The sequence below is a fragment of the Microbacterium sp. SMR1 genome (assembly GCF_003289625.1).
Classification (GTDB): domain Bacteria; phylum Actinomycetota; class Actinomycetes; order Actinomycetales; family Microbacteriaceae; genus Microbacterium; species Microbacterium plantarum.
Genome location: NZ_QMBN01000002.1, coordinates 108,638 through 133,194 on the forward strand (window position 1 = coordinate 108,638; position 24,557 = coordinate 133,194).

General features: G+C 70.4%; 24 protein-coding genes. 9 read left to right on the plus strand and 15 right to left on the minus strand.

Going from position 1 to position 24,557, the window contains the following annotated elements; all coding sequences use genetic code 11:
- Positions 1-15 precede the first annotated feature (15 nt).
- Positions 16-555 (minus strand): hypothetical protein, encoded by a 540-nt coding sequence (locus DO944_RS05150; RefSeq protein WP_112615371.1) that lies wholly within the window; start codon positions 553-555, stop codon positions 16-18.
- Positions 556-726: 171 nt separating this feature from the next.
- Between DO944_RS05150 and DO944_RS05155 the strand changes: the two genes are divergently transcribed.
- The 4 genes from DO944_RS05155 to DO944_RS05170 are packed head-to-tail and all read left to right on the plus strand — an operon-like array spanning position 727 to position 5,331.
- Positions 727-2,283: a cryptochrome/photolyase family protein gene (locus DO944_RS05155; protein WP_220118268.1), complete on the plus strand. Its 1,557-nt coding sequence runs from the start codon at positions 727-729 to the stop codon at positions 2,281-2,283.
- Positions 2,280-3,032 (plus strand): SDR family NAD(P)-dependent oxidoreductase, encoded by a 753-nt coding sequence (locus DO944_RS05160; RefSeq protein ID WP_112615375.1) that lies wholly within the window; start codon positions 2,280-2,282, stop codon positions 3,030-3,032. Before DO944_RS05155 ends, DO944_RS05160 begins: the two co-directional genes overlap by 4 nt.
- Complete coding sequence (locus DO944_RS05165) at positions 3,032-3,922, plus strand: UbiA family prenyltransferase (RefSeq protein WP_181574151.1); 891 nt, start codon at positions 3,032-3,034, stop codon at positions 3,920-3,922. Before DO944_RS05160 ends, DO944_RS05165 begins: the two co-directional genes overlap by 1 nt.
- Positions 3,919-5,331, plus strand: coding sequence for an NAD(P)/FAD-dependent oxidoreductase (locus DO944_RS05170; protein ID WP_112615377.1), 1,413 nt, complete (start codon positions 3,919-3,921; stop codon positions 5,329-5,331). The genes DO944_RS05165 and DO944_RS05170 overlap by 4 nt, the downstream gene beginning before the upstream one ends.
- Positions 5,332-5,362: 31 nt before the next feature.
- Here the strand turns inward: DO944_RS05170 and DO944_RS05175 are convergent, their stop codons facing one another.
- Positions 5,363-6,685, minus strand: coding sequence for an APC family permease (locus DO944_RS05175; protein WP_112615379.1), 1,323 nt, complete (start codon positions 6,683-6,685; stop codon positions 5,363-5,365).
- A gap of 88 nt (positions 6,686-6,773) precedes the next feature.
- On the opposite strand from DO944_RS05175, the gene DO944_RS05180 reads away from it, so the two are divergent.
- Positions 6,774-7,877, plus strand: coding sequence for an epoxide hydrolase family protein (locus DO944_RS05180; RefSeq protein ID WP_112615381.1), 1,104 nt, complete (start codon positions 6,774-6,776; stop codon positions 7,875-7,877).
- A 1-nt stretch (position 7,878) separates the two neighbouring features.
- Here DO944_RS05180 and DO944_RS05185 read toward each other — a convergent pair whose 3' ends face one another.
- The 3 genes from DO944_RS05185 to dnaB all read right to left on the minus strand — a co-directional run bounded on the left by DO944_RS05185 (position 7,879) and on the right by dnaB (position 10,547).
- Positions 7,879-8,172: a hypothetical protein gene (locus DO944_RS05185; protein WP_112615383.1), complete on the minus strand. Its 294-nt coding sequence runs from the start codon at positions 8,170-8,172 to the stop codon at positions 7,879-7,881.
- A 93-nt stretch (positions 8,173-8,265) separates the two neighbouring features.
- Positions 8,266-9,114, minus strand: coding sequence for an ATP-grasp fold amidoligase family protein (locus tag DO944_RS05190; RefSeq protein ID WP_112615385.1), 849 nt, complete (start codon positions 9,112-9,114; stop codon positions 8,266-8,268).
- Between the two features lie 62 nt (positions 9,115-9,176).
- The gene (dnaB, locus tag DO944_RS05195) at positions 9,177-10,547 is read right to left on the minus strand and encodes a replicative DNA helicase (RefSeq protein WP_036304736.1); all 1,371 of its coding nucleotides are present in this window, start codon (positions 10,545-10,547) and stop codon (positions 9,177-9,179) included.
- Positions 10,548-11,010: 463 nt separating this feature from the next.
- On the opposite strand from dnaB, the gene DO944_RS05200 reads away from it, so the two are divergent.
- Positions 11,011-12,129 carry a hypothetical protein gene (locus DO944_RS05200; protein ID WP_112615387.1) on the plus strand — a complete coding sequence of 373 codons (1,119 nt, stop codon included), beginning with the start codon at positions 11,011-11,013 and terminating at the stop codon, positions 12,127-12,129.
- 80 nt (positions 12,130-12,209) lie between these two features.
- Complete coding sequence (locus tag DO944_RS16010; RefSeq protein WP_112615389.1) at positions 12,210-13,634, plus strand: chaplin family protein; 1,425 nt, start codon at positions 12,210-12,212, stop codon at positions 13,632-13,634.
- Positions 13,635-13,895: 261 nt separating this feature from the next.
- Here the strand turns inward: DO944_RS16010 and rplI are convergent, their stop codons facing one another.
- From rplI to rpsF, 4 genes are read right to left on the minus strand one after another with little or no spacing between them, the layout of a single operon-like run.
- Positions 13,896-14,348: a 50S ribosomal protein L9 gene (rplI, locus tag DO944_RS05210; RefSeq protein WP_023953547.1), complete on the minus strand. Its 453-nt coding sequence runs from the start codon at positions 14,346-14,348 to the stop codon at positions 13,896-13,898.
- 11 nt (positions 14,349-14,359) lie between these two features.
- Positions 14,360-14,614, minus strand: coding sequence for a 30S ribosomal protein S18 (gene rpsR, locus DO944_RS05215; RefSeq protein WP_023953545.1), 255 nt, complete (start codon positions 14,612-14,614; stop codon positions 14,360-14,362).
- A 59-nt stretch (positions 14,615-14,673) separates the two neighbouring features.
- Positions 14,674-15,204, minus strand: coding sequence for a single-stranded DNA-binding protein (locus tag DO944_RS05220; RefSeq protein ID WP_023953543.1), 531 nt, complete (start codon positions 15,202-15,204; stop codon positions 14,674-14,676).
- A 5-nt stretch (positions 15,205-15,209) separates the two neighbouring features.
- Positions 15,210-15,566 (minus strand): 30S ribosomal protein S6, encoded by a 357-nt coding sequence (gene rpsF, locus DO944_RS05225; RefSeq protein ID WP_036305492.1) that lies wholly within the window; start codon positions 15,564-15,566, stop codon positions 15,210-15,212.
- 175 nt (positions 15,567-15,741) lie between these two features.
- Between rpsF and DO944_RS05230 the strand changes: the two genes are divergently transcribed.
- Complete coding sequence (locus DO944_RS05230; RefSeq protein ID WP_112615391.1) at positions 15,742-16,728, plus strand: hypothetical protein; 987 nt, start codon at positions 15,742-15,744, stop codon at positions 16,726-16,728.
- On the plus strand, positions 16,725-17,948 hold the full coding sequence (locus DO944_RS05235; RefSeq protein WP_112615393.1) for a hypothetical protein: 1,224 nt from the start codon (positions 16,725-16,727) through the stop codon (positions 17,946-17,948). The genes DO944_RS05230 and DO944_RS05235 overlap by 4 nt, the downstream gene beginning before the upstream one ends.
- Before the next feature lie 131 nt (positions 17,949-18,079).
- On the opposite strand, the gene DO944_RS05240 is transcribed toward DO944_RS05235, so the two are convergent.
- Genes DO944_RS05240 through DO944_RS05260 form a run of 6 tightly spaced genes read right to left on the minus strand, consistent with a single transcriptional unit; the run spans position 18,080 to position 24,557 of the window.
- Positions 18,080-19,204, minus strand: coding sequence for an NADH:flavin oxidoreductase/NADH oxidase (locus DO944_RS05240; RefSeq protein ID WP_220118271.1), 1,125 nt, complete (start codon positions 19,202-19,204; stop codon positions 18,080-18,082).
- Positions 19,201-20,634: an MFS transporter gene (locus DO944_RS05245; protein WP_181574152.1), complete on the minus strand. Its 1,434-nt coding sequence runs from the start codon at positions 20,632-20,634 to the stop codon at positions 19,201-19,203. Before DO944_RS05245 ends, DO944_RS05240 begins: the two co-directional genes overlap by 4 nt.
- Entirely contained in the window at positions 20,631-21,554 is a 924-nt protein-coding gene (locus DO944_RS15630; protein WP_181574153.1) for a hypothetical protein, read from the minus strand. The genes DO944_RS05245 and DO944_RS15630 overlap by 4 nt, the downstream gene beginning before the upstream one ends.
- The gene (locus tag DO944_RS05250) at positions 21,551-22,504 is read right to left on the minus strand and encodes a polysaccharide deacetylase family protein (protein WP_112615397.1); all 954 of its coding nucleotides are present in this window, start codon (positions 22,502-22,504) and stop codon (positions 21,551-21,553) included. Before DO944_RS05250 ends, DO944_RS15630 begins: the two co-directional genes overlap by 4 nt.
- On the minus strand, positions 22,501-23,190 hold the full coding sequence (locus tag DO944_RS05255) for a cysteine hydrolase family protein (protein ID WP_112615399.1): 690 nt from the start codon (positions 23,188-23,190) through the stop codon (positions 22,501-22,503). Before DO944_RS05255 ends, DO944_RS05250 begins: the two co-directional genes overlap by 4 nt.
- The gene (locus DO944_RS05260; RefSeq protein WP_112615401.1) at positions 23,187-24,557 is read right to left on the minus strand and encodes an MmgE/PrpD family protein; all 1,371 of its coding nucleotides are present in this window, start codon (positions 24,555-24,557) and stop codon (positions 23,187-23,189) included. Before DO944_RS05260 ends, DO944_RS05255 begins: the two co-directional genes overlap by 4 nt.

Below are 24,557 nucleotides of genomic sequence, written 5' to 3' on the forward strand. Positions count from 1 at the left end.
CGGTCGCGTAGACCATCACTCCGCGCCCCCGGCGTTCAGACGCTCGTCGAGAACCGGATGAGGGCGCACGTCGCCGACCGACAGGGCACCAGGGCAGGGCAGGGCGATGACATCACCGCAGCCCGCATCGGCGGGCAGCACGACCGCGACTCCGGGCAGCCGCTCGCCGTCAGCCCCGCAGATGGCGAACCGGTGATCGTGGGCGCTCGAGACGCGGGCAAGCAGCCGGGCCTCGCTCCACACCGCGTGCGCCGCCGCAGCGAGGTCGGCGTCGACGACGAGCCCTGTCCCGCCGTCGCCGCCTCCAGCCGCCATCACGCGCAGAAGCAGCACAGTCGTCGTGGCTGTCGGTGACGACATCCCACCCGACACCGGAATGACCGCCGGCGCCGTCATGACCGCCGGCAGCCCGCAGAGCTCGACGAAGCGGTTCACGGAGACACCGCCGACGACGATGTCGTCACACGTGACGACGGTGCGCGCTGGCCACACATCCCGTGAGTGGGGCGACGGGATGCTGCGACGCAGGGTCGGGAGGATGGAGGTGAGAGTCATGGCTCAGGTCTACGCTCGACGCACCCTCCCGGCGATGTCCGCTCACGCCATCCATACGACGGACGGATGGATCCTCACGGCTCCGGCATCGCGTCGACGCACGCAACTAGCGCAGGCCCGCCTCACGCACAACCGATAGGCCGCATCCGAGGCCCTTCCTACGCTGACACCGTGCTCCGAAACCTCGTGATCGTCCTGGGCGACCAGCTCGACCCCGACGCGAGCGCCTTCGACGACTTCGACCCGGCGCAGGATGCCGTCTGGATGGCGGAGGTCGCCGAAGAGTCCACCCACGTCTGGAGCTCGAAGCCGCGCACCGCGGTGTTCCTCGCGGCGATGCGCCACTTCGCCGAGGACCAGCGCGACGCCGGACACACCCTGCACTACGCGGAGCTCGACGCACGGGGGAACTCGGGGACTTTCGCCGGCCAGCTCGCCGCCGACCTGGAGAAGCTGAAGCCCGAGGCGCTCGTGATGACCGAGCCCGGCGAGTGGCGCGTGCGCGAAGCGCTGCAGCAGACGGCGGATGCCGCCGGCATCCCGCTCGACATCCGCATCGACCGGCACTTCTTCTCGACCATCGCCGAGTTCGCCGAGCACGCCGAGGGCCGGGCGACCCTGCGGATGGAGTACTTCTACCGCGAGATGCGCAAGCGGCACGGCATCCTCATGACCGAGCGCGGGCAGCCCGTCGGCGGCGAATGGAACTACGACGCCGACAACCGCAAGGCGTTCCCGAAGCAGGGTCCCGGTCTCGTGCCGCCCCGCGCGACCTTCGCGCCCGATGAGATCACGCGCGAGGTGATCGCGCTCGTCGACACGGAGTTCGCCGAGCACCCCGGTTCGCTCGACACGTTCGCATGGCCGGTCACTCGCGCGCAGGCGCTCGAAGCGCTCGACTTCTTCATCGACGAGCGGCTGCCGGGCTTCGGCGATGCGCAGGACGCGATGTGGCCGGGCGAGCCCTGGCTCTGGCACGCGCACCTGTCATCGTCGATGAACCTGAAGCTGCTGCATCCGCGCGAGGTGGTCGCGGCCGCCGAGGAGGCGTACCGGTCGCAGCGTGCGCCTCTTGCGGCGGTCGAGGGATTCATCCGGCAGATCCTCGGGTGGCGCGAGTATGTGCGCGGGATCTACTGGACGCAGATGCCCGGCTACATCCAGCGGAACGCTTTCGAGGCGTTCGAACCGCTGCCCGACTGGTACTGGACGGGCGACACCCCCATGGCCTGCCTGAGGGATGCCATCGGCACGACGCTCGAGAACGGGTACGCGCACCATATCCAGCGCCTCATGGTCACCGGTCTCTACGCGATGCTGCTCGGCGTCGACCCGCGCGAGGTGCACGCCTGGTACCTCGCGGTGTACGTCGACGCGGTCGAGTGGGCCGAGCTTCCGAACACGCTCGGCATGAGCCAGTACGCCGACGGCGGGCTCATGGGCAGCAAGCCGTACGCCGCGACCGGCAAGTACATCGATCGCATGAGCCCGTACTGCAAGACGTGCCCGTTCGACCCCGCGAAGCGGATCGGCGAGGATGCCTGCCCCTTCACCACTCTCTACTGGGACTACCTCATCCGGCACGAGGCGCCCCTCGCCGAGAACCACCGCATGGCGCTGCAGGTGAAGAACCTGGGCCGCCTCGACGACGACGAGATCACCGCGATCCGCGCCCGCGCCGACGCCATCCGGCGCGGCGACGTGACCGCACCGGAAGGAACCCGATGACCGACGGCAACGCCGCACAGAACGACATCGCGCTCGTCACCGGTGCCCGGGGCGGGGTGGGCCGAGCGCTCGTCGCACGCCTGCGCGCTCGCGGCGTGCGTGTCGCCGCCGTCGGCCGGGACGCCGCATCGCTCGCGGACGTCGACGCCGACGCGCACATCGAAACCGACGTCACGACGCCCGACGGCGCAGCGACCGCGTTCGCGGAGTGCCGCACCGCGCTCGGCGGCCCGCCCGCGCTGCTCGCTCACGCAGTGGGCAGCACGCTCATCACGCCACTGCACCGCACGAAGACCGACGAGGCTCGCGACGTACTGCGCGTCAACCTCGAGAGCAGCCTCTGGATCCTGCACGCCTGGCTCGACGCGACGGGCAAGGCGCCGGGCGCCGCGGTCTTCGCGAGCTCGGTCGTCGCCCGTATCGGCGTCGCGAACCACGAGGTGATCGCCGCGGCGAAGGGCGGTGTCGAGGCTCTCGTGCGCAGCGCCGCCGCGACCTACGCCGCGCGCGGCATCCGGGTGAACGCGGTCGCTCCCGGCATGACCGACACACCTCTGACCGCGGGCATGCTCGCCGCACCCATGCTGCGCGAGAGTGCCGAGAAGCAGTATCCGCTCGGCGGTGTGCAGTCCGCCGACGAGGTCGCCGTGGTCATGGACTGGCTGCTCTCTCCCGACGCCTCCCGTATCACCGGCCAGGTGATCCCGGTCGACGGCGGATTCACGACCATCCGGCCGATGGTGAGATAGTGACGACACCCGAACCCAGGAGCGACGCCATCACCGGTCAGACATCGACGCTCGCGCGCCTCGTCCACATCTCACGGCCCGTTCTGTGGATCAACACGATCGGCACCGGCGCACTCGGCATGTGGCTGACCGGTCAGCTCATCGACGTCGCCGCGATCCCGCTGCTGATCTGGCTGACGCTGCCGTTCAACCTGCTGATCTACGGCGTGAACGACATCTTCGACCAGGACACGGATTCGCTCAACCCGCGCAAGGGTTCGATCGAGGGCGCGCGCATCGAGCCGCGCGAGGTGAAGCTCATCGCCTGGGCGGTGGCGATCACCAACATCCCGTTCCTGATCTATTTCGTCATCGCGCTTCCGCTCGCCGCCGTCGGGCTGATCCTGCTCTACGCGGGCGTGTTCGTCTTCTACTCCGCCCCACCGCTGCGGTTCAAGGCGCGACCGTTCCTCGATTCGCTGAGCAACGCCGCGTACGGCCTGCCGCTGCTGATCCTGCCGGTCGCCCTCGAGGCACCGCCGGTCTGGCCCGCGGTCGTCGGGCTGCTCGCCTGGAGCGTCGCGAAGCACGCCTACGACGCCGTGCAGGACATCGAGGAAGACCGCGAGGCGGGCATCACCACCACCGCGGTACTGCTCGGCCCGCGCGGCACCGCCCTGTGGAGTGGCGCCTGGTGGCTCATCTCGACCGTGCTCTTCGCGCTCGTCAGCGTGCCGGTCGCGCTCGTCAACCTCGCCCTCGCCGGGACCCTCGTCGCCTGGATGCTGCTGCGCCCGACACCCGCGACCGGCCGCAGGCTGTATCCGCTGTCCGTCGCCTTCCCGTACATCGCGGGATCGGTCGCGAGCGGGCTGCTGCTCGCCGCCATGTTCCTGGGGATCTATCCATGAGCCGCATCGTCGTCGTCGGCGCGGGCCTCGGCGGGCTCGCGGCATCCGCCCTGCTCGCCCACGCCGGCCACCGCGTGACGCTGCTCGAAGCGGCCGAGACCGTCGGCGGTAAGAGCCGGCGCATCGAGCTCGACGGCGAGCGCATCGACACGGGACCATCCCTCGTCACCTTCCCGTCCGTCTGGGATGAGCTGCTGCGCCGGTTGGGCGCGGGGTCGGGAACGAGCACGGATGCCGGTGGGCTCGACCTCGTCCGTCTCGATGAGGTCGGCCGCTACTACTACCGGGGTGAAGAGGTGTCGCTGCCCGTGCCGGAAGGGCACCCCTGGTACCCGGCGTGGAAGCGATTCAGCGACGAGCACGCACCCCTCGCGGGCGACGTCGCCGCGCTGCTCGTCGCCGACCCGCTCGACCGCGCGTCGCTGCCCGCGCTGCAGCGATTGCTCGCCGTGTACGGTCGACGCCTCAGCACCCGCGCCTACCTCGACAGCCTCACCTGGATGCCCGAGGGACTGCGCGAGATCATCGCGATCCACACCCTCAACGCGGGCGTCTCCCCTTCCCGCACCCCGGCGTTGTACGCGAGCATGCCCGCCGTCATGGCCGCCGACGGGGTCTGGGTGCCGCGCGGCGGGGTGTTCGAGATCGTCGTCGCCCTGCAGCGGCTGGCGGATGCCGCGGGCGTCGAGATCCGGACCGGCGAGCGCGTCACGCGCATCGAACGCGGGCGGGTCACGACCGAGCGCGATGTGCACGAGGCGGATGTCGTCGTCAGCGGTCTCGACGCGTCACGACTCGACGGGCTGCTGGGGCGGCGGCGCCTCATTCCCGCTTCGCCGTCGCTGTCGTGCTCGGCCGTCGCGATCTACGGTGTGCTCGAGAAGCCTCTCCCCGAGCGGATCGCCGCGCACAGCGTCATCCTGCCCACGAAGCCCGCTGCCCTGCACCGCAGTCTCGCCGCGGGCGACGAGCCCGCCGACACGATGGCGTTCGTCAACCACTATCGTGCCGGCGAGATCTACCCGAACGAGCGCAGCACCCTCGCCGTCCTGCTGACCAGCCCCGCCGATGGCCAAGGCTACTCGCTCGACCACCCGTTCGTGAGGCGCGAGATCGAGCGCATCTCGGGCGCCATGGGCCTCGACGGACTCCTCACCGACGCGATGACGGAGACGACCGTGCTCGACCCCCGCTACTTCGGCTCGTTCGGCGAGCCCCACGGCGCCCTCTACGGGGCGTCGCGACCGCTGTGGATGAGCGGCCCGCTGCACCAGCCCGCGCAGCACGACCTCCGCGCACCCTGGCTCTGGCGGGTCGGCGCCTCGGTTCACCCGGGCGGCGGCATCCCCGCCGTGCTCGGCGGGGCGATGATCGTCGCGGCGAAGCTGCTCAAGCGGCATCCGGCCTGAGCCGGCTTACAGCCGAGGAGATCTGCTGCGGTCACGACGGAAGCTGCCCGCGACCACGCGCCCAGCGGGCCACGAAGTACAGCCCGACGCCGACCACGATGAGGATGGCGCCGAAGATCCATACCCGGAGGGTCTGCTGGCTCAGCAGCAACAGGCACGACGCGACGCCAAGCACGGGAACGAACGTCCAGACGCGGAAGTGATCGTGATCGACGCGGTCGCGGCGCAGGACGAGCACCGAGATGTTCGCGCTCAGGAAGACGAAGAGCAGCAGCAGGACGACCGTCTCGGCGAGCAGCGCCAGGTCGCTCACGAGCGTCAGCAGCATCGCGACGAGCGTCGTGGCGAGGATCGCCACCCACGGCGTCTGCCGCCCGGGCAGCACCCGCGACAGAGCGCGCGGCAGCAGCCCCTGCTCTGCCATGCCGTACGTGAGACGGCTCGCCATGATCATCGTCAGCAGCGCACCGTTGGCGACGGCGATGAGCGCGATGAGGCTGAACAGCCACGAGGGGATGGCGACGCCGCTCGCTTCGACGACAGCGAGGAGGGGGCCGCTCGAGCTCGACAATTCTTCGGGCGGCAGAGCGATGCTGCTCGCGAGGCCGACCAGCACGTAGACCAGCCCGGCTGCTCCGAGGGCGGCGAACAGCGCGCGGGGGTACATCCTCGACGGTTCCTTGACCTCCTCGATCATGTTCGCCGACGTCTCGAAGCCCACGAAGGAGTAGTACGCGATGATCGCTCCGGCGAGAACGGCCGTCGCGACACCGGTGCCCTCGGGCACCTGGGTCACACGCGAGACATCCCCGCCGCCCCCGGCGAGGAGGACGCCGACCACGACCACGACGATCACCAGCCCCGACACCTCGATGACCGTCATGACGAAGTTCGCGCCCATCGACTCCCGGATGCCGCGGGCATTGAGTGCCGCGAGTACGGCGAGGAACACGATCGCGACCGGCACCACGGGAACCTCGACGAACGTCTGCAGGTACTGACCGGCGAAGGCGATCGACAGCCCCGCCGCACTCACGACACCCGCGGCCAGCATGCAGAAGCCGACGAGGAACGACACGAGCCTGTTCTTGAACGCGCGCTCGGCGAAGACGGCCGCGCCGCCGGCCCGCGGGTACTTCGTCACCAGCTCGGCGTACGACCCGGCGGTGAGCAGCGCGAGCACGAGGGCGGCGAGGAGGGGCGCCCACAGCATTCCGCCGACACGCTCGGCCAGCACCCCCATCAGCGCATAGACACCTGCGCCCAGAACGTCACCGAGGATGAAGGCGAACAGCAGCGGTCCGCCCATTCCTCGCCGGAGGCGGGTAGGTGCAGGGGTATCGGTCTTGCTCATTCCGCGAACGCTAGGTCGCGGCATCCCGAAACCCGTAGCGGCTTGACAAGCTTCTGCGGTGCGGCGACGCGAGCGGGATACTCGGGGCATGACCAACGAGCACCACGCCCCCGATCGTGTCAGCGACGAGGCGATCGCCGACCTGCATGCGCGTCTCAGCCGTCGGCGTCGGTTCGCCGCGCTCCTCGGCGGGCAACCCCCGGCCGGTGTCGATCTGGATTGGCTCGACACGCTCGTCGCGCGATGGACGGACGGGTTCGACTGGCGCACGCAGGAGGACCGGATCCTCGCCCTGCCGTGGGAGCTCGTCGACGCGCCACACCCGCTTCGCGTGATCCACCAGAAGGCGGAACCGGACGCCCCCGTGGTTCTCCTCCTCCATGGATGGCCCGATTCGGTGCTGCGGTTCGAGAAGGTGCTGCCACTGCTCCGGCATGTCACGGTGGTCGCGCCCGCGCTGCCCGGCTATCCGTTCAGCGTCGACGCCCCGGCCGAGGGGATGTCGGCGAACGAGATGGCCGACGTCGTCGCCGCCGGCATGCACCGACTCGGGTACACACGTTTCGTGGTCAGCGGCGGCGACATCGGATGCAACGTCGCCGAGGCGCTGATGCGCAATCACCCCTCGATGGTCGCGGCGGCACACCTGACCGACGTGTCGCAGAGACACCTCGCCGGCGGCATCCCCGATGACCTCAGTCCAACGGAGCGCGACTACGTCGACCGCTGGAACCGGTGGCAGACCACCGAGGCCGCATACAGCCTCGAACACGCGACGAAACCCGCCACCATCGCCGCCGCGCTCACCGACTCCCCCACCGGACTGCTCGCCTGGATCGGAGAGAAGCTCTGGACCTGGACCGACCACGGCGATGACATCACCAGCGTCTTCTCGCACGACGAGGTTCTCACCTGGGTATCGGCATACTGGTTCACCAGCGCGATCGGCTCGTCGTTCGGCCCCTATGCACTGCGGACCGTGCCGCCGAACACGAAGATACCCGGCGGCATCCCGGTCGTGCTCTCGATCTTCCCGGACGACCTCGTCAACGCCCCGCGCGACTTCGCCGAGCGCCTCTTCGACCTCGAGGCCTTCGAGGAGCACCCGGTGGGCGGTCATTTTCCCTCGTGGGAGCAACCCGAGGCATACGTCCGCGACCTCGACCGCGCCATCGCGGCCGCGCTCGACTGAGTCAGCTACGGAGCCGACGAGTGCGGGGGTGGCGGGCCCGCACCACGCCGAGCTGACGCAACCGCGCGGTGATGCCGACGAGGCCCGTACTCCCGGCCACGGCGACCGCCGCCGCTCCCGAGGTCGCCGCGATGACGCCCGCAGGCGACCCGCTCATGCCGGCCACGATGGCCCAGGCGATGAGAGCCAGCAGCGCGATGGCCGATCCGACCGGCAGCCAGGTCCTCGCCGTTTTCAGGCGGGACGCCTCTCGCGTCGCACGGTCGGCGGGCTGGTTGGCGAGGGCAGTGCTCATGGATACGACGCTATGCGGGCTGAGCGGGCCGCACCTCCGCCGTACGACGGAACCCACGCGCGCGAGCATCCGGCGCACGGGTGAGGCACAGCGTCAGCGGTAGCGCCGCGGCACTGTCCAGGGGCGGCCGAACTCGGTGTTGTACGACTCCGGATCGAACGGGCTGTCGCCGCCGGCGGGGAAGCTCGTGAGCTCGCCGAAGACCACGCGACCGTCGACGTCGTACAGATCGACGCGCACGAAGTCGGTGCCCTCGCCGAGCCGCTCGGCGATGCTGATCATCTCGTCGAGATGCGCCGGCCGCGGGCGCTCGGGATCAGCCCAGGGCGGGCCGCCACTCATCGTGATGCGGCTCCAGTCGGGTCGGAAGAAGTCCTGCGTGCGACCGCCGAAGCGACCGCCGTCGACCTGGATGAAGTGGCATCGCCCATGGAAGACGAAGAACTTGTAGTCGTCCGGGATGCCGCCGTCGGCACCGACCAGGAACTCCTCGACGATGACTCGGCGCGGCACCTGTCCGTAGACCCACTCGCGATTCGGGCCCTGACCGTAGAGCTTGGCGAGCCAGCCCGCGGCGATCGCCGCGAGGTCGTGCGGGTTCGCGAACTCCGGACGCACGTGCCGATAGACCCAGCCCCAGCGCGCTTCCGGAAGCCGGGCATCCGCGGAGGCGGCGGCGGACACGACGATCGCAGCGCCGCTCCCGTGCGTCGGCTTCACGACGTAGGCATCGGGCCAGTCGAGGTCCAGCAGGCTCTGCGGATCTTCGACGATCGCGTAGGCGCGGGGCAGGTACTGCTCGCCGATGACCGCGGCGACGTAGTCGCGCACAGCGGCCTTGTCCGCGAAGGTGACGATGAGGCTGCGGCGGTCGCGCAGCATCTTGTACCGCACCTTCTCGCGGAACGTCGTCGGATTGCGGGTGCGCCACAGTCGCAGCATCCGAACCAGCCGGCTGCGCTCGCGCCAACGGACGCCATCGTGCGCGGCCCGCGTTCGACCGTTCAGTCCATCCCCACGGCCATGTCGGTGAAGCGCGAGAAGTGGCCCTGGAACGCCACGGTCACTGTGTCGGTCGGACCGTTGCGGTGCTTCGCGACGATCAGGTCGGCCTCGCCGGCGCGAGGGCTGTCCTTCTCGTAGGCCGCCTCGCGGTGCAGCAGGATGACGATGTCGGCGTCCTGCTCGATCGAGCCCGACTCACGCAGGTCGCTGATCGCCGGCTTCTTGTCGGCACGCTGCTCGGCACCACGGTTCAGCTGCGACAGCGCGATGACGGGAACCTGGAGCTCCTTCGCGAGCAGCTTGAGCGCACGCGAGAACTCCGAGACCTCCTGCTGACGCGACTCGACGCGCTTACCGCTGGTCATCAGCTGCAGGTAGTCGATCACGACCATCTTGAGGCCCACGCGCTGCTTGAGGCGGCGGCACTTCGCGCGGATCTCGACGAGCGTCATATTGGGGCTGTCGTCGATGTAGAGCGGAGCGTCGTTGATGCGGCCACGCGTCGCGGCGACGGTGGTCCAGTCGCGTGAGTCGAGGGTTCCCTTGCGCATCGACTGCAGCGGCACGGCGCCCTCGGCGCTCATGAGGCGCATCGCGATCTCGCTGCGCCCCATCTCGAGCGAGAAGAAGATCGTGGGCGAGTTGTTCTTGATCGCGGCGGCGCGGGCGAAGTCGAGCGCGAGCGTCGACTTACCCATGGCGGGACGCGCCGCGACGACGATCATCTGACCGGGATGCAGGCCGTTGGTCAGCTGGTCGAGCCCGGAGAAGCCGGTCGGGATGCCGGTCATCTGGCCATCGCGACCACGTGCGGCTTCGATGTCGTCGATGGCAGCGGTGACGGCGACCTCGAGGGGGACGTAGTCCTCGGCCTTCTCGGCACCGGTGACCGAGTAGATCTCGGCCTGTGCGTTGTTGACGAGGTCGACCGCGTCGCCCTGGCCGTTGTAGCCCATCTGGACGATGCGGGTTCCGGCCTCGACGAGGCGGCGCAGCAGGGCGCGCTCGTTGACGATCGTCGCGTAGTAGCCGGCGTTCGCCGCGGTCGGGACGATGGAGGTCAGCGTGTGCAGATAGTCGGCCCCGCCAGCGCGCTGCAGCTCGCCGTTCTTGATGAGCTCGTCGGTGACGGCCACGACATCGGTCGGCTCACCATGGGAGTACAGCGAGAGCAGCGCCTCGTAGATGAGCTCGTGCTTGGGCACATAGAAGTCGGTGCCCCGGAGCGTCTCGATGACGTCGGCGACGGCATCCTTCGACAGCAGCATTCCGCCGAGCGTGCTCTGCTCGGCGAGCATGTCGTGCGGCGGGGTGCGATCGGGTTCGCGCCGTCCGCCGAGCCTGTCGTCAGAGATGTCCGCGATCGACATCCGCACCCCCGCATCCTGGCCTGTGACCGAGCCGGAGTACACGGTATGGAGGGCATCCGACACCCGCAAACCGGCCTGTGGATAACTCTGTGGAGAGGATGCGGGAAACGCCGCGACGGTTGTGAAGAAGTCCTGTGGAAAACGCCCGGGGATACGTGGAAAGTCTACGACTTAGTAGGCGTTGATCAGGGGTTTAAGTTTCCCCAACCTGTGGATGAAGATCGTGGTTGAAGTCTCACTTGAAGGTTGTTCATCTGGGGACTCACTTGTGTAAAACGCCCGCCTTGTCAAGTCGACTCGGCGCCCCCGGCGCGGCATCCTCAGGACGGGCTCATGACGAACTCAGCGGAACCCTAGACAGTCGCCCGAGACAGGAGTATCTTTCTTCGCCAAGCAGTACCCGACGGCACGGGGTCTCCCGTGCGAACGATGTCGACGCTCTCGGGGGAGGTGATCGCTCGTCATGGCCCAGCACCGCCGTGCGCCTCGCTGGGTGCCGATCCTCGGCACCGGCGTCGGTCTCGCCTTCGCCTGGACGGCGCTCTCCCTCGCACTCGCGCCCGCGAGCTACGCGGCCGACGAAGAGACTGGGCCCCTGCAGGGCATCGTCTCCGCCGTCACCGATCCGGTCGACCGTGCCGTCGAAGACGTCGTCGCTCCGGTGCTCGACACTGTCGTCCAGCCTGTGGCCCGCGTCGCAGACCCCGTCGTGCAGGCTGTCGCCCCCGTCGTGCAGTCGGCCCCTCCCGCCGTCGCGCCGGTCGTCGAACCGGTCGTCCGCGAGGTGGTCGAGCCCGTCGCGCAGAACGTCGTCGCACCGGCTGTGCAGCCGGTCGCAGACGTGGTCGAGCCGGTCGCCGACACCGTGGCTCCCGTCATCGAGCCCGTTTCGGATGTCGCGGAGCCCGTCACGGAGAACCTCGCGCCTGTCGTCACACCGCTCGTCGGCTCACTGTCGCCGGTGACCGATGCCGTCGGCGCCCCCGTGACTCCCGTGCTCGGCATCCTCGACGGCGCCCTGGCACCCGTCGTGGCGGTGCTCGCTCCGGTGACCGATGCCCTCGCGCCCGTCACGGACGTGCTCACTCCCGTCATCGTCCCGATCACGGATGCCGTTGTGCCCGGCGGCTCGCAGCCGCTCGTCCCCCTGCTTCCCGGCGAGACGCCGGAGCCCGGAATCGCCACCAGCTCGCCGCTGGACGCGCTTTCCGCCGTCGCCCTCGGTCTGGCACGCGACCTGGCTACGTCCACGTCGACCGACGGCCCATTCGGCATTCTCGGCGTCCTGGCGACGTCGGCCGAGGTTCTCGCGCCCTCATCTGAACTGTTCGCCGCGGCGGCCAGCGCGGCACCCGCCGTCGCGGGTCATGCGCTCGCTCTGGGCTCACCGGCGTCGGGTGGCCTCGCCGTCAGCGCTCCGGGCGCGGCCTCGGCCGGCGCCGCCGCTGCCGGAGGCGGTATCGCCGCAGCCCTGTTCGCATTCGCCGGAGCAGCGTTCCTGCTCCCCGGACGCCGCGGACGCCTCACGAACTCGACGGGCCCGATCTCGCCCGTCTACCCCACCGACGTCTCTCCTGACTGACGAACGGCCGGCCGCGCTCGAGCGGCACGACCATCGGCGCGCAGCGCCATCCATTCGTCATTCTCAAGGAGAGAACAATCATGAACACCATCGTCTCGCGTGCCATCTGGGGCACGCTCGTCGCCGGGGGGATCACAATCCTCGGCGCATCGGTCGCCCACGCGGCCGACACCACGGGAGAGGACGGGTTGCTTTCGGGCACCCAAGGCATCGTCTCCGTCGACGCTCCGATCACGGTCAGCGGGACGTCCGTCGCCGTCCTCGGCGACGCGGACAGCTCGACGTCAGGCTCGAGCGCACCGGAGTCGGCACCGGCGCCCAGCGGCTCGACGAGCGGCTCGGACGGCGTCGGCTCTGGGTCGCAGGCGCTCATCAGCGTCTCCGTGCCCGTGACCGTCGAGGGCACCTCCGTCGCCGTCGTCGGCGACAGCACCTCGTCGACGGACAGCGGCAGCGCACCCGCCGAGCCGGCCCCTGCTCCGGCGCAGCCCGCTCCCGCACCCGCTGCCGAGACGGATGGGTCGGATGGCGTCGCCTCGGGCACCCAGGTCGTCGCTCCGGTGACGGCGCCGATCGAGGTCAGCGGCACCGCCGTCTCGGTCATCGGAGACGCCACCAGCGACACCACCACCGGCGGCAACATCGCTGGCAACGGCGGCGGCACCACGGGCACCACGCCCGAGGCAACCACCGACGGCACCGACGGCATCCTCGGCGGCACCCAGGTCGTCGCACCGGTCACCGCACCGATCGACCTCACCGGCACCGCCATCTCCGTCATCGGAGACGCCACCACCGACACCACCACCGGCGGCAACACGGCCGGCAACGGCGGCACGACGGGCACCACGCCCGAGGCAACCACCGACGGCACCGACGGCATCCTCGGCGGCACCCAGGTCGTCGCACCGGTCACCGCACCGATCGACCTCACCGGCACCGCCGTCTCCGTCATCGGAGACGCCACCACCGACACCACCACCGGCGGCAACGGCGGCACGACGGGCACGACGCCCGGCGCGTCGACCAGCGGCTCGGACAGCATCCTCGGCGGCACGCAGCTGGTGCTCCCGATCACTGCCCCGATCTCGCTGACCGGCACGGCGATCTCTGTGATCGGCGACTCGACCACCGAGGTCGTCACCCCGGCAGGTCCCGGCACCGACCCCGGCACCAACCCCGGAACGGACCCCGGCACCGACCCCGGCACCGACCCGGGCACCGACCCGGGCACTGACCCCGGCACTGACTCGGGCAGCGATCCCGGAACCGACCCCGGCACCACGCCCGGCACGGGCGGCAACGGCGGAGCCCCCGCGGTTCCGACCGCGTCGAGCACGACGGACACGACTGTGGTCGGCACGCCGGCCTCGGCAGCGTCGGCTCGCCCGCTGATGCTCGCCAAGACAGGCGGGGAGGCTTCGGTGGCTCTGGGCATCGGCGCCCTCGCGCTGACGCTGATGGGGCTCGTCCTCCTCGCTCTGCGCCGCCGCGCGACGGTCTGATCCCGACAGGATCCCATCCGGAAACAGCGGATGCCGCGGGACTCGGCCTGCGGCATCCGCTCCGGCCCGCCCACGGGGCACACCACCGACGGGCACGCCACCGCACCGGGATGCAAGGGATCTGCACCGACACCCCGGGGCTCGGCATCCGCTCTCGGGGTGTCGGCCCGGAAACCTTGCATCCCGGCCCGCGGCACGCACCCGAAAACGACGGATGCCGCGAACCCGAAGGTCCGCGGCATCCGTACGGTGCGCCAGGGATTACTTGGCGGCGACCACCTGCAGGGTGATCACAGCGGTGAGGTCGTCGCGCAGGCGAATGGTCGCCTCGTGCTCGCCCACGGCCTTGATCGGCGAGGTGATGTGGATCTTGCGCTTGTCGAGGTCGCCCAGACCAGCGGTCTTGACGGCGTCAGCCACGTCGGCGGGCTTGACCGCACCGAACAGACGGCCTTCGGCGCCGGCCTTGACCGACAGCTTGACCTTGTTCGACTCGAGGTTGTTCTTGAGGGCCACGGCCTCTTCGTGGTCGTGAATCGCGCGGGCGTCGCGAGCGGCGCGGATGGACGCCACCTGCTTCTCGCCACCGCGGGTCCAGGCCACAGCGAAGCCCTGGGGGATGAGGTAGTTGCGGGCGTACCCGTTCTTGACCTCGATGACGTCACCGGCGCTTCCGAGCCCGGCGACCTCGTTCGTGAGAATCAGCTTTGCCATGTCGGTGCTCCTTACCGGCCAGCGCCGGCGTAAGGCAGGAGCGCCATTTCGCGCGCGTTCTTGATCGCCTTGGCGATCAGACGCTGCTCCTGCACCGAGACACCGGTGATACGACGGGCGCGGATCTTCCCACGCTCCGAGATGAACTTGCGGAGCGTCGAAACGTCCTTGTAGTCGATGACGCCGACGCGGATCGCCTTCGCGGGGGCCGCGTTCTTCGCGCCCTTCCGCGGCTTGCGGCGGTCGCCGGTTGCCTTTCCAGCCATTGTTTTTCCTTACGAGAGTGATGATCGGATGCCGCTGCACGCAGCACCCGGAATCCGATTCAGAACGGGGTGTCGTCGCCGTAGGAGGCGCCGCTGGTACCCGGTGCGCTCCACGCGTCGGGAGCCGAAGAACCCGGGGTCGCCCACGGCTCCTCCTGCACCTGCTGCTGCGGGCGCGACTGCTGACCGCCGCCGAAGCTTCCGCCACCACCACCACCGGAGCCGGATGCGGCGCGCGTGACCTGTGCGGTCGCGTAGCGCAGCGAGGGGCCGATCTCGTCGACCTCCAGCTCGATCGCGGTGCGGTTCTGGCCCTCACGGTCCTGGTAGGAGCGCTGACGCAGGCGGCCGGTCGCGACGACCCGCATGCCCTTGGTCAGCGAACCCGCCACGTGCTCGGCGAAGTCACGCCACACGGACGCGCGGAGGAACAGCGCTTCGCCGTCCTTCCACTCGTTCGCCTGACGGTCGAAGGTGCGAGGAGTCGAGGCGATCGTGAAGTTCGCCACCGGCAGGCCGTTCTGCGTGTAACGCAGCTCGGGGTCTGCCGTGAGGTTGCCCACGACGGTGATGACGGTCTCGCCGGCCATGAGCCTTACGCCTTCGCAGCCTTAGCGGGGGCGGCAGCCTTGCGAGCGGCCTTCGCCTCGGAGCGCGCCTTCTCGGCGGCGACCTGTGCGATGGCCTCCTCGGCGCGCAGGACCTTGGTGCGCATGATCGACTCGCTCAGCTTCAGCTGGCGGTCGAGCTCCTGCGTGGTCTCGCTCGTCGCGGTGAAGTTGACGACGGCGTAGATGCCCTCGTTCTTCTTCTGGATCTCGTACGCCAGGCGGCGACGGCCCCAGATGTCGATGTTCTCGATGGTTCCGCCGTCATTCGTGATGACCTTGAGGAACTTGTCAAGGTTGGGAGCAACCTGACGCTCATCGATCTCGGGCTGGAGAATCACCATGAGCTCGTACTGGTACGTGTGCGTCACTGACCCACCTCCTTCGGACTAGAACGGCTCCCGGGCGTTTCCCGGAAGCAGGAGGGTGTGTAGCACGTGCCCGACCGAGGTCGGACAACCACAACAGCTTACCTGATCGCGCGTGATCCCGCCGACCGGTCACCGGTAGCGTGGGCGCATGGAGTGGACCGCGGACGTCTCGACCGGCGAATGGCTGCGCAAACGCGTCGACGATCCGTGGCGGGGCACGTTCCACGACGTCGTGCCGCGGGGCTTCGAGGCGTACGCGCGCATCCTGCATCCGGCATCCGTCCAGTCACGCGAGAGCGGCGAACGCCTCCCCCCGTTCGACGCGTGGGTCGAGATGCCGTGGCAGCAGTCGCAGCAGGTGACGGCAGACCTCGTCACCGATCCCGCCACGTGGGCCGAGACCGCCGCCGCCTTCGGGACGACGCTGCATCCGCTGGCGCAGTGGGACTCGCTCGTGCGCTCGCCCGAGTTCGGGTCGAACCAGACGGCGTCCCCCGACGGCCGTTGGTTCGTCGCGCCCGCGCAGGGCGAGCTCGACCCGGACCGTATGGCGATTCTCGCGCGCGAGTTGATCGGGCACACGTCGACAGGGGATGACGTGACCGCGGGCCTCTGGGAGGGCCGGGGCGGCCTGCTCGGGCACCTCGGACGCGCGCCGTCGCGCACGGTCTTCCAGCCCGGCGACCCCGACGACGCGACCCTCGCCCGCCACAACCGCATGCTCGGGTCGTCGATCGGCGACCGCTTCAACAGCGTCTTCCGCAAACCCACCTGGCAGGAGGGCATCCTCTCGCGCGAGATCTCGGAAGGACCACGACTGAGGCTGCCGGAGCGGGCCTTCGTCCTGTTCCGCGGCGCTGTCGACGAGTTCGCCGACGACCACTGGGAGCTGCGGATGCCGTGGCGCGACCTCGCCGCCGAGGCGACGGGAGCCGTGCCGACGGCGCAGAGCCCGAGCCTGCTCTGGCCCGCAGACCGCGCGTGGGTGATGGTGTCGGAGGTCGACTTCGACTCCACCATCGTCGGCGGCTCGCGAGAGCTCGTCGACGCGATCTGCCGCTCGCCCGAGCTTGAAGCCCTGCCCCTGCCGGCCGACGCATCCCTGTCCTGGGGAGCAGACGAGGTCAATCGATGAGCGTTCCGTTCGATCCCCGACCCCTCCTCGATCCGGTGTCGCCCGCCACCGCGCGTGCATTCCGGAAACACCTGGCCGCCAGCGGCCGGCTCCCCGGCGGGTCGGGCACCGCCGGCGTGATCATCGCCATCGTCGTCATCGTCTTCGTGGTGCTCGTGTTCGGCGGCGTCCTGTCGGCCATCATCGGCGGCCTGGTGTTCGCCGTCGGGACGCAGTCGGGTTCCGGTGCGGTGGTCTCGCTGGCGCCCGTCATCCCCCTCGTCATCATCATCGCCCTCGCGGCGCTCATCCCTTTCTTCGTCCGCCGGCAGCGCGCTGCGCAAGCCGCGGTCTGGTACCGGCTCGACCGGTTCGCGCGGGCCAACGGCATGAGCTTCGAGCCGCAGCGGCCCCAGCCCCCGCTGCCGGGCATGATCTTCTCGCAGGGGTCGAGCCGGATGGCATCCAATCTCGTCCGCGGTGATCAGCCGCGCTTCGTCGAGTTCGCGAACTACCGCTATACGACCGGGTCGGGCAAGAACCAGCAGACGCACACGTGGGGCTACGTCGCGGTGCACCTGTCGACTCCCCTGCCGCACATCGTGCTCGACGCCCTCGGCAACAACGGGCTGTTCGGCTCGAACCTCCCCGTCGCGTTCGACCGCGACCAGCACTTGAGCCTCGAGGGCGACTTCGACCGGTACTTCCGCCTCTACTGCCCGCGGGGCTACGAGCGCGACGCGCTGTACCTGTTCACGCCCGACATCATGGCGCGCTTCGTCGACAACGCCGCGGCACTGGATGTCGAGATCGTCGACGACTGGCTCTTCTTCTACGGAAAGCGCGACTTCTCGACGCTCGATCCCGCGACCTGGTCGTGGCTGTTCGGTGCGGTCGGCGCCATGATCGACAAGTTCGCGCAATGGGAGCGCTGGCGCGACGACCGGCTCGCGCCGCCCGCGGCGTCCGGTGTGGGGGCGGTGCCGGCCGTACCGGCGCAACCCGGTCGCGCGGGGCCGGCTACGGCGGGACAGGGTGCGGCCGCCGGCGCAGCATCCGCGCTGCCCGTCACGCCGCCGCCGGGACTGCTGCGGCCGCCGCCCGGCGTCGCCGCACCGGGCCAGCGCCTGAAGAAGAGCGTCCCGTGGATGGCGGTGGTCGTAGTCCTGCTGATCGTCACGGTCGGCGCCATCGGTCCGGTCATCGCCTTCATCGGCGGACTCTTCGCCGCCATGCGCTGACCGGCCGTCGCGGCACCAGTGTCGCGCGTTCGGTCGGTCGAGGTTCCATCTGGGCCGGGAATCGCCTCCCGATACCCGGCCGAACTGGGACTTCGGCGAGCCCCGCCGGGCGCCGCCGGGCGAAACCGAGGTCAGAGGTAGGCGCGGTGGTAGCGAGGCTCGAGCGACGCCGCGCCTGTGAGAGCGAGCTCGGCGCGGCGGGCCCAGTGCGGGTCGCGGAGCATCTCGCGTCCCAGGAAGACGAGGTCGGCGTCGCCCTCGGCGACGATCCGGTCGGCGTGCAGCGGCTCGGTGATGAGACCGACGGCGGCGGTCGGAACCCCGGCGGCCCGAACCACGGCTGATCCCGGTACCTGATAGCCGGGCGCAGGGGAGTACTCGGCGCCGGCAACCAGTCCACCCGACGAGCAGTCGACGAGATCTACCCCGGCGGCGTGCAGGCGCCGCGCGAGCTCAGCGCTGTCGGCGGCCTGCGACCCGCCTGGCGCGACGTCGTCGACCGACAGGCGCACGATGAGCGGCATCCCCTCGGGCATCTCCGCCCGCACCGCGGCCACCGTCGCGAGGAGGAAGGCCGCCCGGTCGGCGCCCCACCGGTCCGCACGACGGTTCGTCACCGGCGAGAGGAACTCGTGCAGCAGGTACCCGTGCGCGCCATGGAGCTCGATCGCGTCAAACCCGGCGGCGACCGACCGGCGCGCCGCTGCGGCGAACTCCGCGACGACCGCGTCCACCTGGTCGGCGCCCATACGCGCGGGATCGTCGAAGCGCCCGAAGGGCTCACCAGAAGCGCCGAGGGTCTGCCATCCGCCGGCGCTCGCGGGAACCGATCCGCGGTGCTCCGGCGGATCGCCCGGCAACCCGGCGTACTTGCTGCCCTTGCGCCCGGCGTGGGCCAGCTGCACCGCGATGCGCCCGCCGGCGCGGTGCACCGCGTCGGTCACGCGTCGCCAGCCGGCGACGTGCCGGTCGTCCCACATGCCGGCGTCGTCGGGGGTCACCCGGCCCGAGGGTGACACCGCCGTCGCCTCGGTGATGATGAGACCCGCGCCCCCGAGAGCGAACTGGCCGTAGTGGACGACATGCCAATCGTCGACGACGCCGTCGGGCAGCGGAGCGGCGTACATGCACATCGGCGAGACCCCGATGCGGTTGCGCAACGTCAGGTCGCGCAACCGCATCGGTCGCAGCAGAGCCGGGCCATCCGCCTCGTCGGCGGCAACCTTCGCAGCGGGGGGCGGGGAGGTCAGGGTCACGATCCTGCTTCCTTTCGGCGGAGACGGATGACGGCGGCGATGGTCGCGAGCAGCAGGGCGAGCCCCAGCCCGGCGATCGTCAGGCCGACGTCGCGGATGCCGCCGGCGGCCGCGCCCGCGTCGAGCAGATGTGCCACGACGACGGCGGCCAGCGCGGCGCCGACATACTGCGCGGTGCGGTAGATCCCGGTGGAGGCACCGGCGGCGCCGGCGGGCACCGCGTGGTGGAGCAGCAGCTGGTTGCCCAGGTTGTTGAACCCGTTGGGCACGCCGAGCAGAGCGCAGACGATCGCAAGCACCCAGAGCGGCATGTCCGCCGCGCCCGTGAGTGCGAGGAGCGTGCCGGCCAGGACCATCGCCGAGGTGCCGACGGCGAGCAGAGCGCGCGGGTGCCAGGCGCGCCCGAGGCGCGTGGCGACGACGGTCGAGAGGGCCCCGACCCCGAACACCGGCAGCATGAGCAGTCCCGTCACGGCCGGTCCGAGGTCGCGGGTCGCCTGCATCCACTGCGGGAGTCCGTAGAAGATGACGTAGAACGAGATGAACGTCGCGATCGCCCGCAGGCAGGTGAGCCCGAACTGCGGGTACCTGCCGAGCAGGCGCACGTCGACGAAAGGCCGTTCCGCGCGCAGCTCTCGCCAGACGAACCCGGCAGCCAGAGGCGCGGTCGCCGCAGCGGAGACCACCGCGACCGTCGGCGCCGAGTCGATGCTGAGCAGCGCCACCATGAGCGCGACGAGCGCGCCGATCATGAGGACCATGCCGGCGGGGTCGAGCGCCCGCCAGGTCTGCGCTGCGCTCGCCCGAGGGCCGCGGGCGTCGGCGGGGACGAAGACCAGCACGAGTGTCGCGCAGAGGATCACCATCGGGATGTTGATCCAGAAGATGCCCGGCCACCCCCACACCACCACGACGAGACCGCCGACGGTGGGGCCGAGAGCTGCCGTCGTCTGCCCGCACAGCGCGATGATGCCGATCGCGCCGGTGGGTGCCGCGCGCGCGAGGTCGGCCTGGCGGCGGATGATCGCCATCGCCGCGGGGAACTGGGCGGCCGCACCCAGTCCGAGCACGACCCGGTCGACGATCATCCAGGCGCTGTCGGTGATGAAGGGGCCGGCCACCGAGGCCACCAGGATGAGCACCAGGCCCACGAGGTAGACGCGTCGCGGTCCGTACAGGTCGGCGAGGCGTCCTGCCGTGGGCGACCCGACCGCAGCAGCGATGTAGAGCGCGCTGATAATCCATGCGGTTGCGCTCGTGGCGACGGCCGCGTCTCCCCCGAACGACGCCACCATCGGAACGAGCGCGACCGCGATGATCGACGAGTTCAGCCCGAGGAGGATCGTGCCGCTGCCGAGCGACCACGGCAGCCGCAGCGGCAGCGAGCGGCGGCCGTCCGGGCCGCCCGCCGCCGCGGGTTCCGGCGTCACTCGGCGAGCTCCGCCACCCCGCCCGGTGTCGCGAGGAGCACATCGGGGTGGGCGGCGAGCATCCGGAAGGTGCGCTCGACGACGTCGGCGAAGCACGCCTGACCCGAGACCCAGCCGAAGAGGCTGAGTCCGAGGTGGCGGGCGCCGACGATGTCCGCGTCGGCGATCAGCTGGTCGACCGTCGCGGTGAGCAGCTCCTCGTAGTCGGCGGCGACGATCCCCCGGGCGTAGAGCTCGAACATGTCCTCCGTCTCGAGCGGATGCGGCACGGCGACGAGGCCGTCTGAGGCGCCGACCAGCGTCACGGGGCGCTCGTCGATCGGCCAGTCCCCAAACCAGCCGAACCCCGCCTCGCGCAGCAAGGCGGTGGTCCGCGAGGTGCCGGCGCGTTCGGGGCCGAACCATCCGGTGGCCTCGCGCCCGGTCAGGCGCTGGACGGTGTCGCGTGCGCTCTCGATGTACGAGCGCTCGATGGCAGCATCCATCTCGGGCGACAGGATGACGTTCGCGCCGGCACCTCGCACGACGATCTCATCAGCTCGTGCCGCGACGCCGCGGGCGAGCCCCGGAACAGTACGGGAACCGAACTCGTCGAGCGCGACGGCGACGGGAACGCCCGCACGGTCGGCGATGTCGAGCAGACGCCAGATGCCGGTCGTCAGGCCGAAGTCCCACTGCGACAGTCGGGCGACCTGTCCGTGCCGGGGCTCGGAGGTGTCGCGGCCCACACCGCCCTGCATCGACTTCGGCGAGAACGCTCCCGCGGGGAGGTCGTCCTGGTACGAGGGAGCGTGCAGCAGCACCGAGACCACGAGCTTCTTCGCGCCTGGCAGCGCCCACGCCGGGCGGTGCGCGTCATAGGCGCGCGGCAGGTCGGGGGCGAACACGGTCGCGTCTGCGGGGTGAGAGATGAGGCTCATGCGCCGACCTCCGTCAGAAGAGCCGCGTGTTCGTCGGCGAGCGCACGTGCGTAGTCGACCTGCGCGTCGTAGTGGTGGGCGAGGTAGTGGTCGCTGATCGCGCCGGCCGTCGTGGCCCAGATGCGCTCGTCGGCGCGAACGTGCGCGAACAGATCTCGGAGAGCCCCGGCGAACCACGGCTGCCCGGCGAGGAAGGGGTGCGTCGCGAGGCAGACCACCCGCCCCTGCCCGTCGCGTTCGCTGTCGGCCAGCGAGCGGTCGATCTGCGCTTTCGCCAGGGCGATGAAGTCGGATGCCGAGAGGCTCCGCACGTGCACCATGGGAACGTCGTTGAGCATGAAGCTGTACGGCATCGAGACGATCGGGGCGTCACCGACCGTTCGCAGCGGGCGGGGCTGCTCGTCGTGGATGAAGTCGGCGAAGTACTGCATGCCGTGTGCGGCCATGAGGTCGACGGTGTTGTCGGTTCCCGAGACCTTCGGGCCCAGCATCCCCTTGATGCGGCGGCCGCCGTAATAGGTCTCGCTCAGCCGTTGCGAGAGCGCGTAGAACGCGTCCTCCTGGTCGTAGGGCATGTCGTAGAGCGGCCGCAGGTTCGAGATGCCGTGGCTCATGATCTCCCACCCTCGCTCGAACATGGCGTCGCGCACCTCGGGCTGCTCCTCGAGCAGCGACAGGCTGAGCGACACGGTCGACGGCATCTCGAACTCGTCGACGATGCGCAGCATCCGCCACAGGCCGACACGGTTGCCGCTGTCACGGTGCATGTAGTGCTGTGCGTCGGGGAAGGCGATCCTGCCCTGCGGCGAACCGCCGCCCGGCGCGATCCAGTCGTAGTGCTCGACGTTCGGCGCGTGCCAGAACGCGAGCAGCTTGCCGCCCGGCCACTCCACGCGTGGCCGGGTCGCCATCGGGGCGTACCAGAGGCGCTCGTTGTTGCGGATCGTCATGCGAGCTCTGCGGCGGCTTCGGTCGGCACCTCGGCATCGGCACCGCGCATCGCCGCGAATCGGTCGAGGACCCACTGCTTGGTCACGACGTCGCCGAAGCGGTCCTGCATGTCCCACAGCGACACCTCGCCCGACACCGTGCGGAAGTCGTCGCAGCACTCCTCGACGATGCTGATGTGGAAGCTGCGGTAGGCGGCATCGACGACGCTCGCCCGGACGCATCCGCTGGTGGAGGTGCCCGTGAAGATCAGCTCGTCGACGCCGAGCTCGGCGAGCAGGTCGTCGAGGCGCGTGCGGTAGAACGCCGACGCCACCGTCTTCTCGACGATGTGGTCGGTCGGAGCCGGCGGAACGGCAGTGCTGATCTCGGTCCACGGGTTGCCGCGTTCGCAGCGCTCGGTCAGGCTCGAACGCACCCGCTGCGCCAGCATCCGGTCATCGAGCGAGTCGAGGATCATCACCGCGTAGATGACGGGAACGCCCGCGGCCCGCGCCGCCTCGAGCAGCTCGTTCGTGTGCGCGAGCGCCACCGCCGTCCCGGGGCCGATCTTCTCGTGCTCGGTGAACGCGCGCTGGAAGTCGATGACGATCACGGCGGGAGACGTGCCCGGTCCGACCTTCGTGCGCCGGGCGCGCAGGTCTCGGATCGTGTCGATCTCCACGTTCCAGTCGATCGTGTCGTTCATGCGAGGTCTCCTTCGGAGGGTGGGGCGAGTCGGCCGAGAGCGCGGGTGAGCGCTCCGGGGTCGGGGTCGGTGAAGTCATGGACGGCGAGATGGATGTCGGAGGCGCGCAGGCCCGTCGGGCGCAGGGCCTCGGTGAGCAGCTCGTCGACGCGCGCCTCAGAGAAGGGAGTGTCGACGGCGTCGCCCTGCGGGTGGCGAACGGATGCCGTGTGGGCGGTGCCGTCGGCGAGGTGCACGGTGACCCGCGCGGGACGCGAGGTCGCGGTGTCGGGCCGTAGGTCGGCCGTGGCATCCGTCACCGACACCACCGCGGCGATGCGCGCCAGTTGCGGGTGCGGAGGCACATCGGCCCGCTCAGCCGACACGTCTCCGAACCACAGTGCGCTGGCGACGGCGAAGGGAACCGAGAAGTACGCGCCGTGCCGGGAACTCCACGACACCGCAGGCAGGGATGCTGCCGAGGCGACCCCCTCGACGCGCACGGAGACGATGTCGGCGAGGTCGACATCGGCCGCGACCATGCGAGCGCGAACGAGAAGCGCCGCGTCGGCGGGACCGTGCGTGTAGGCGCACGCGGAGTGCTGCTTGAGGTAGCTGGTGGTGACGAGGCTCTCGTCGCCGAGGCCGCGGATCACGGCATCCGGGTCGATCGTCCCGAGACCGCCGAGATCGGCGGCGAGCCCGTCGGGGTCGACGGCGAGCCCGGCGGCTGAGAAGCGCGCCGCGGCGAGTCCAGCCAGGGCCCCCTGGCCGACCCACTGATCGCGCACCGCCGAACCGCGCAGCACGGGCTGCCACGACGTCGCGGGAGCCATCGCGGCGCCGGTGCCGACGGCGCGCGCGACGCCGTCGGCATCCGCACCCAGGAGCACCGCGCAGGCCGCCGCCGCACCGACGGCCCCGAGGGGTCCGTGCGTGTGCACGTCGGGCCGGAAGGTCGTCGCCCGCCCGATGCGCGCAGCGACCTCGTACGCGACGTAGAGGGCGTCCCACAGCCGCTCGCCCGCGATGTCCTGCGCCTCGGCGAGCGCGAGCACGGCCGGCACGGTCTGCGCCGCGGGGTGCCCCTTGCTGTACCGGTTGCCTTCGTCGCGCTCCGTCGACACACCGGCCACTCCGTTGAGCCAGACGGCTGCTTCGACGGCGACGCGATGCGGGGTGCCGAGGAGGGTCGCAGGTCCGGGGCTCGGAGTCCAGGCGCGCCGCAGCCGCCGCATCTCGGGCATCGCGGCGGCGCCGACGGTGACCGCGAGCAGGTTCTCGACGGCGCGGATGAGCGAACGTCTCGCCTCGTCGGAAGCCCGCGCAAACGGCGCCGACACCGCCCACTCGCCGAGAGCCCGACACGCCTCGCGGTGAGTCGTCAT

Bases quoted from the DNA above. Each gene is read 5' to 3' on its own strand.
- DO944_RS05150 (WP_112615371.1), bottom strand. From the start codon at position 555: ATGACTCTCACCTCCATCCTCCCGACCCTGCGTCGCAGCATCCCGTCG.
- DO944_RS05160 (WP_112615375.1), top strand. From the start codon at position 2,280: ATGACCGACGGCAACGCCGCACAGAACGACATCGCGCTCGTCACCGGT.
- DO944_RS05170 (WP_112615377.1), top strand. From the start codon at position 3,919: ATGAGCCGCATCGTCGTCGTCGGCGCGGGCCTCGGCGGGCTCGCGGCA.
- DO944_RS05175 (WP_112615379.1), bottom strand. From the start codon at position 6,685: ATGAGCAAGACCGATACCCCTGCACCTACCCGCCTCCGGCGAGGAATG.
- DO944_RS05180 (WP_112615381.1), top strand. From the start codon at position 6,774: ATGACCAACGAGCACCACGCCCCCGATCGTGTCAGCGACGAGGCGATC.
- DO944_RS05185 (WP_112615383.1), bottom strand. From the start codon at position 8,172: ATGAGCACTGCCCTCGCCAACCAGCCCGCCGACCGTGCGACGCGAGAG.
- DO944_RS05190 (WP_112615385.1), bottom strand. From the start codon at position 9,114: ATGCTGCGACTGTGGCGCACCCGCAATCCGACGACGTTCCGCGAGAAG.
- dnaB (WP_036304736.1), bottom strand. From the start codon at position 10,547: ATGTCGATCGCGGACATCTCTGACGACAGGCTCGGCGGACGGCGCGAA.
- DO944_RS05200 (WP_112615387.1), top strand. From the start codon at position 11,011: ATGGCCCAGCACCGCCGTGCGCCTCGCTGGGTGCCGATCCTCGGCACC.
- DO944_RS16010 (WP_112615389.1), top strand. From the start codon at position 12,210: ATGAACACCATCGTCTCGCGTGCCATCTGGGGCACGCTCGTCGCCGGG.
- rplI (WP_023953547.1), bottom strand. From the start codon at position 14,348: ATGGCAAAGCTGATTCTCACGAACGAGGTCGCCGGGCTCGGAAGCGCC.
- rpsR (WP_023953545.1), bottom strand. From the start codon at position 14,614: ATGGCTGGAAAGGCAACCGGCGACCGCCGCAAGCCGCGGAAGGGCGCG.
- DO944_RS05220 (WP_023953543.1), bottom strand. From the start codon at position 15,204: ATGGCCGGCGAGACCGTCATCACCGTCGTGGGCAACCTCACGGCAGAC.
- rpsF (WP_036305492.1), bottom strand. From the start codon at position 15,566: ATGGTGATTCTCCAGCCCGAGATCGATGAGCGTCAGGTTGCTCCCAAC.
- DO944_RS05230 (WP_112615391.1), top strand. From the start codon at position 15,742: ATGGAGTGGACCGCGGACGTCTCGACCGGCGAATGGCTGCGCAAACGC.
- DO944_RS05235 (WP_112615393.1), top strand. From the start codon at position 16,725: ATGAGCGTTCCGTTCGATCCCCGACCCCTCCTCGATCCGGTGTCGCCC.
- DO944_RS15630 (WP_181574153.1), bottom strand. From the start codon at position 21,554: ATGAGCCTCATCTCTCACCCCGCAGACGCGACCGTGTTCGCCCCCGAC.
- DO944_RS05250 (WP_112615397.1), bottom strand. From the start codon at position 22,504: ATGACGATCCGCAACAACGAGCGCCTCTGGTACGCCCCGATGGCGACC.
- DO944_RS05255 (WP_112615399.1), bottom strand. From the start codon at position 23,190: ATGAACGACACGATCGACTGGAACGTGGAGATCGACACGATCCGAGAC.
- DO944_RS05260 (WP_112615401.1), bottom strand. From the start codon at position 24,557: ATGACGACTCACCGCGAGGCGTGTCGGGCTCTCGGCGAGTGGGCGGTG.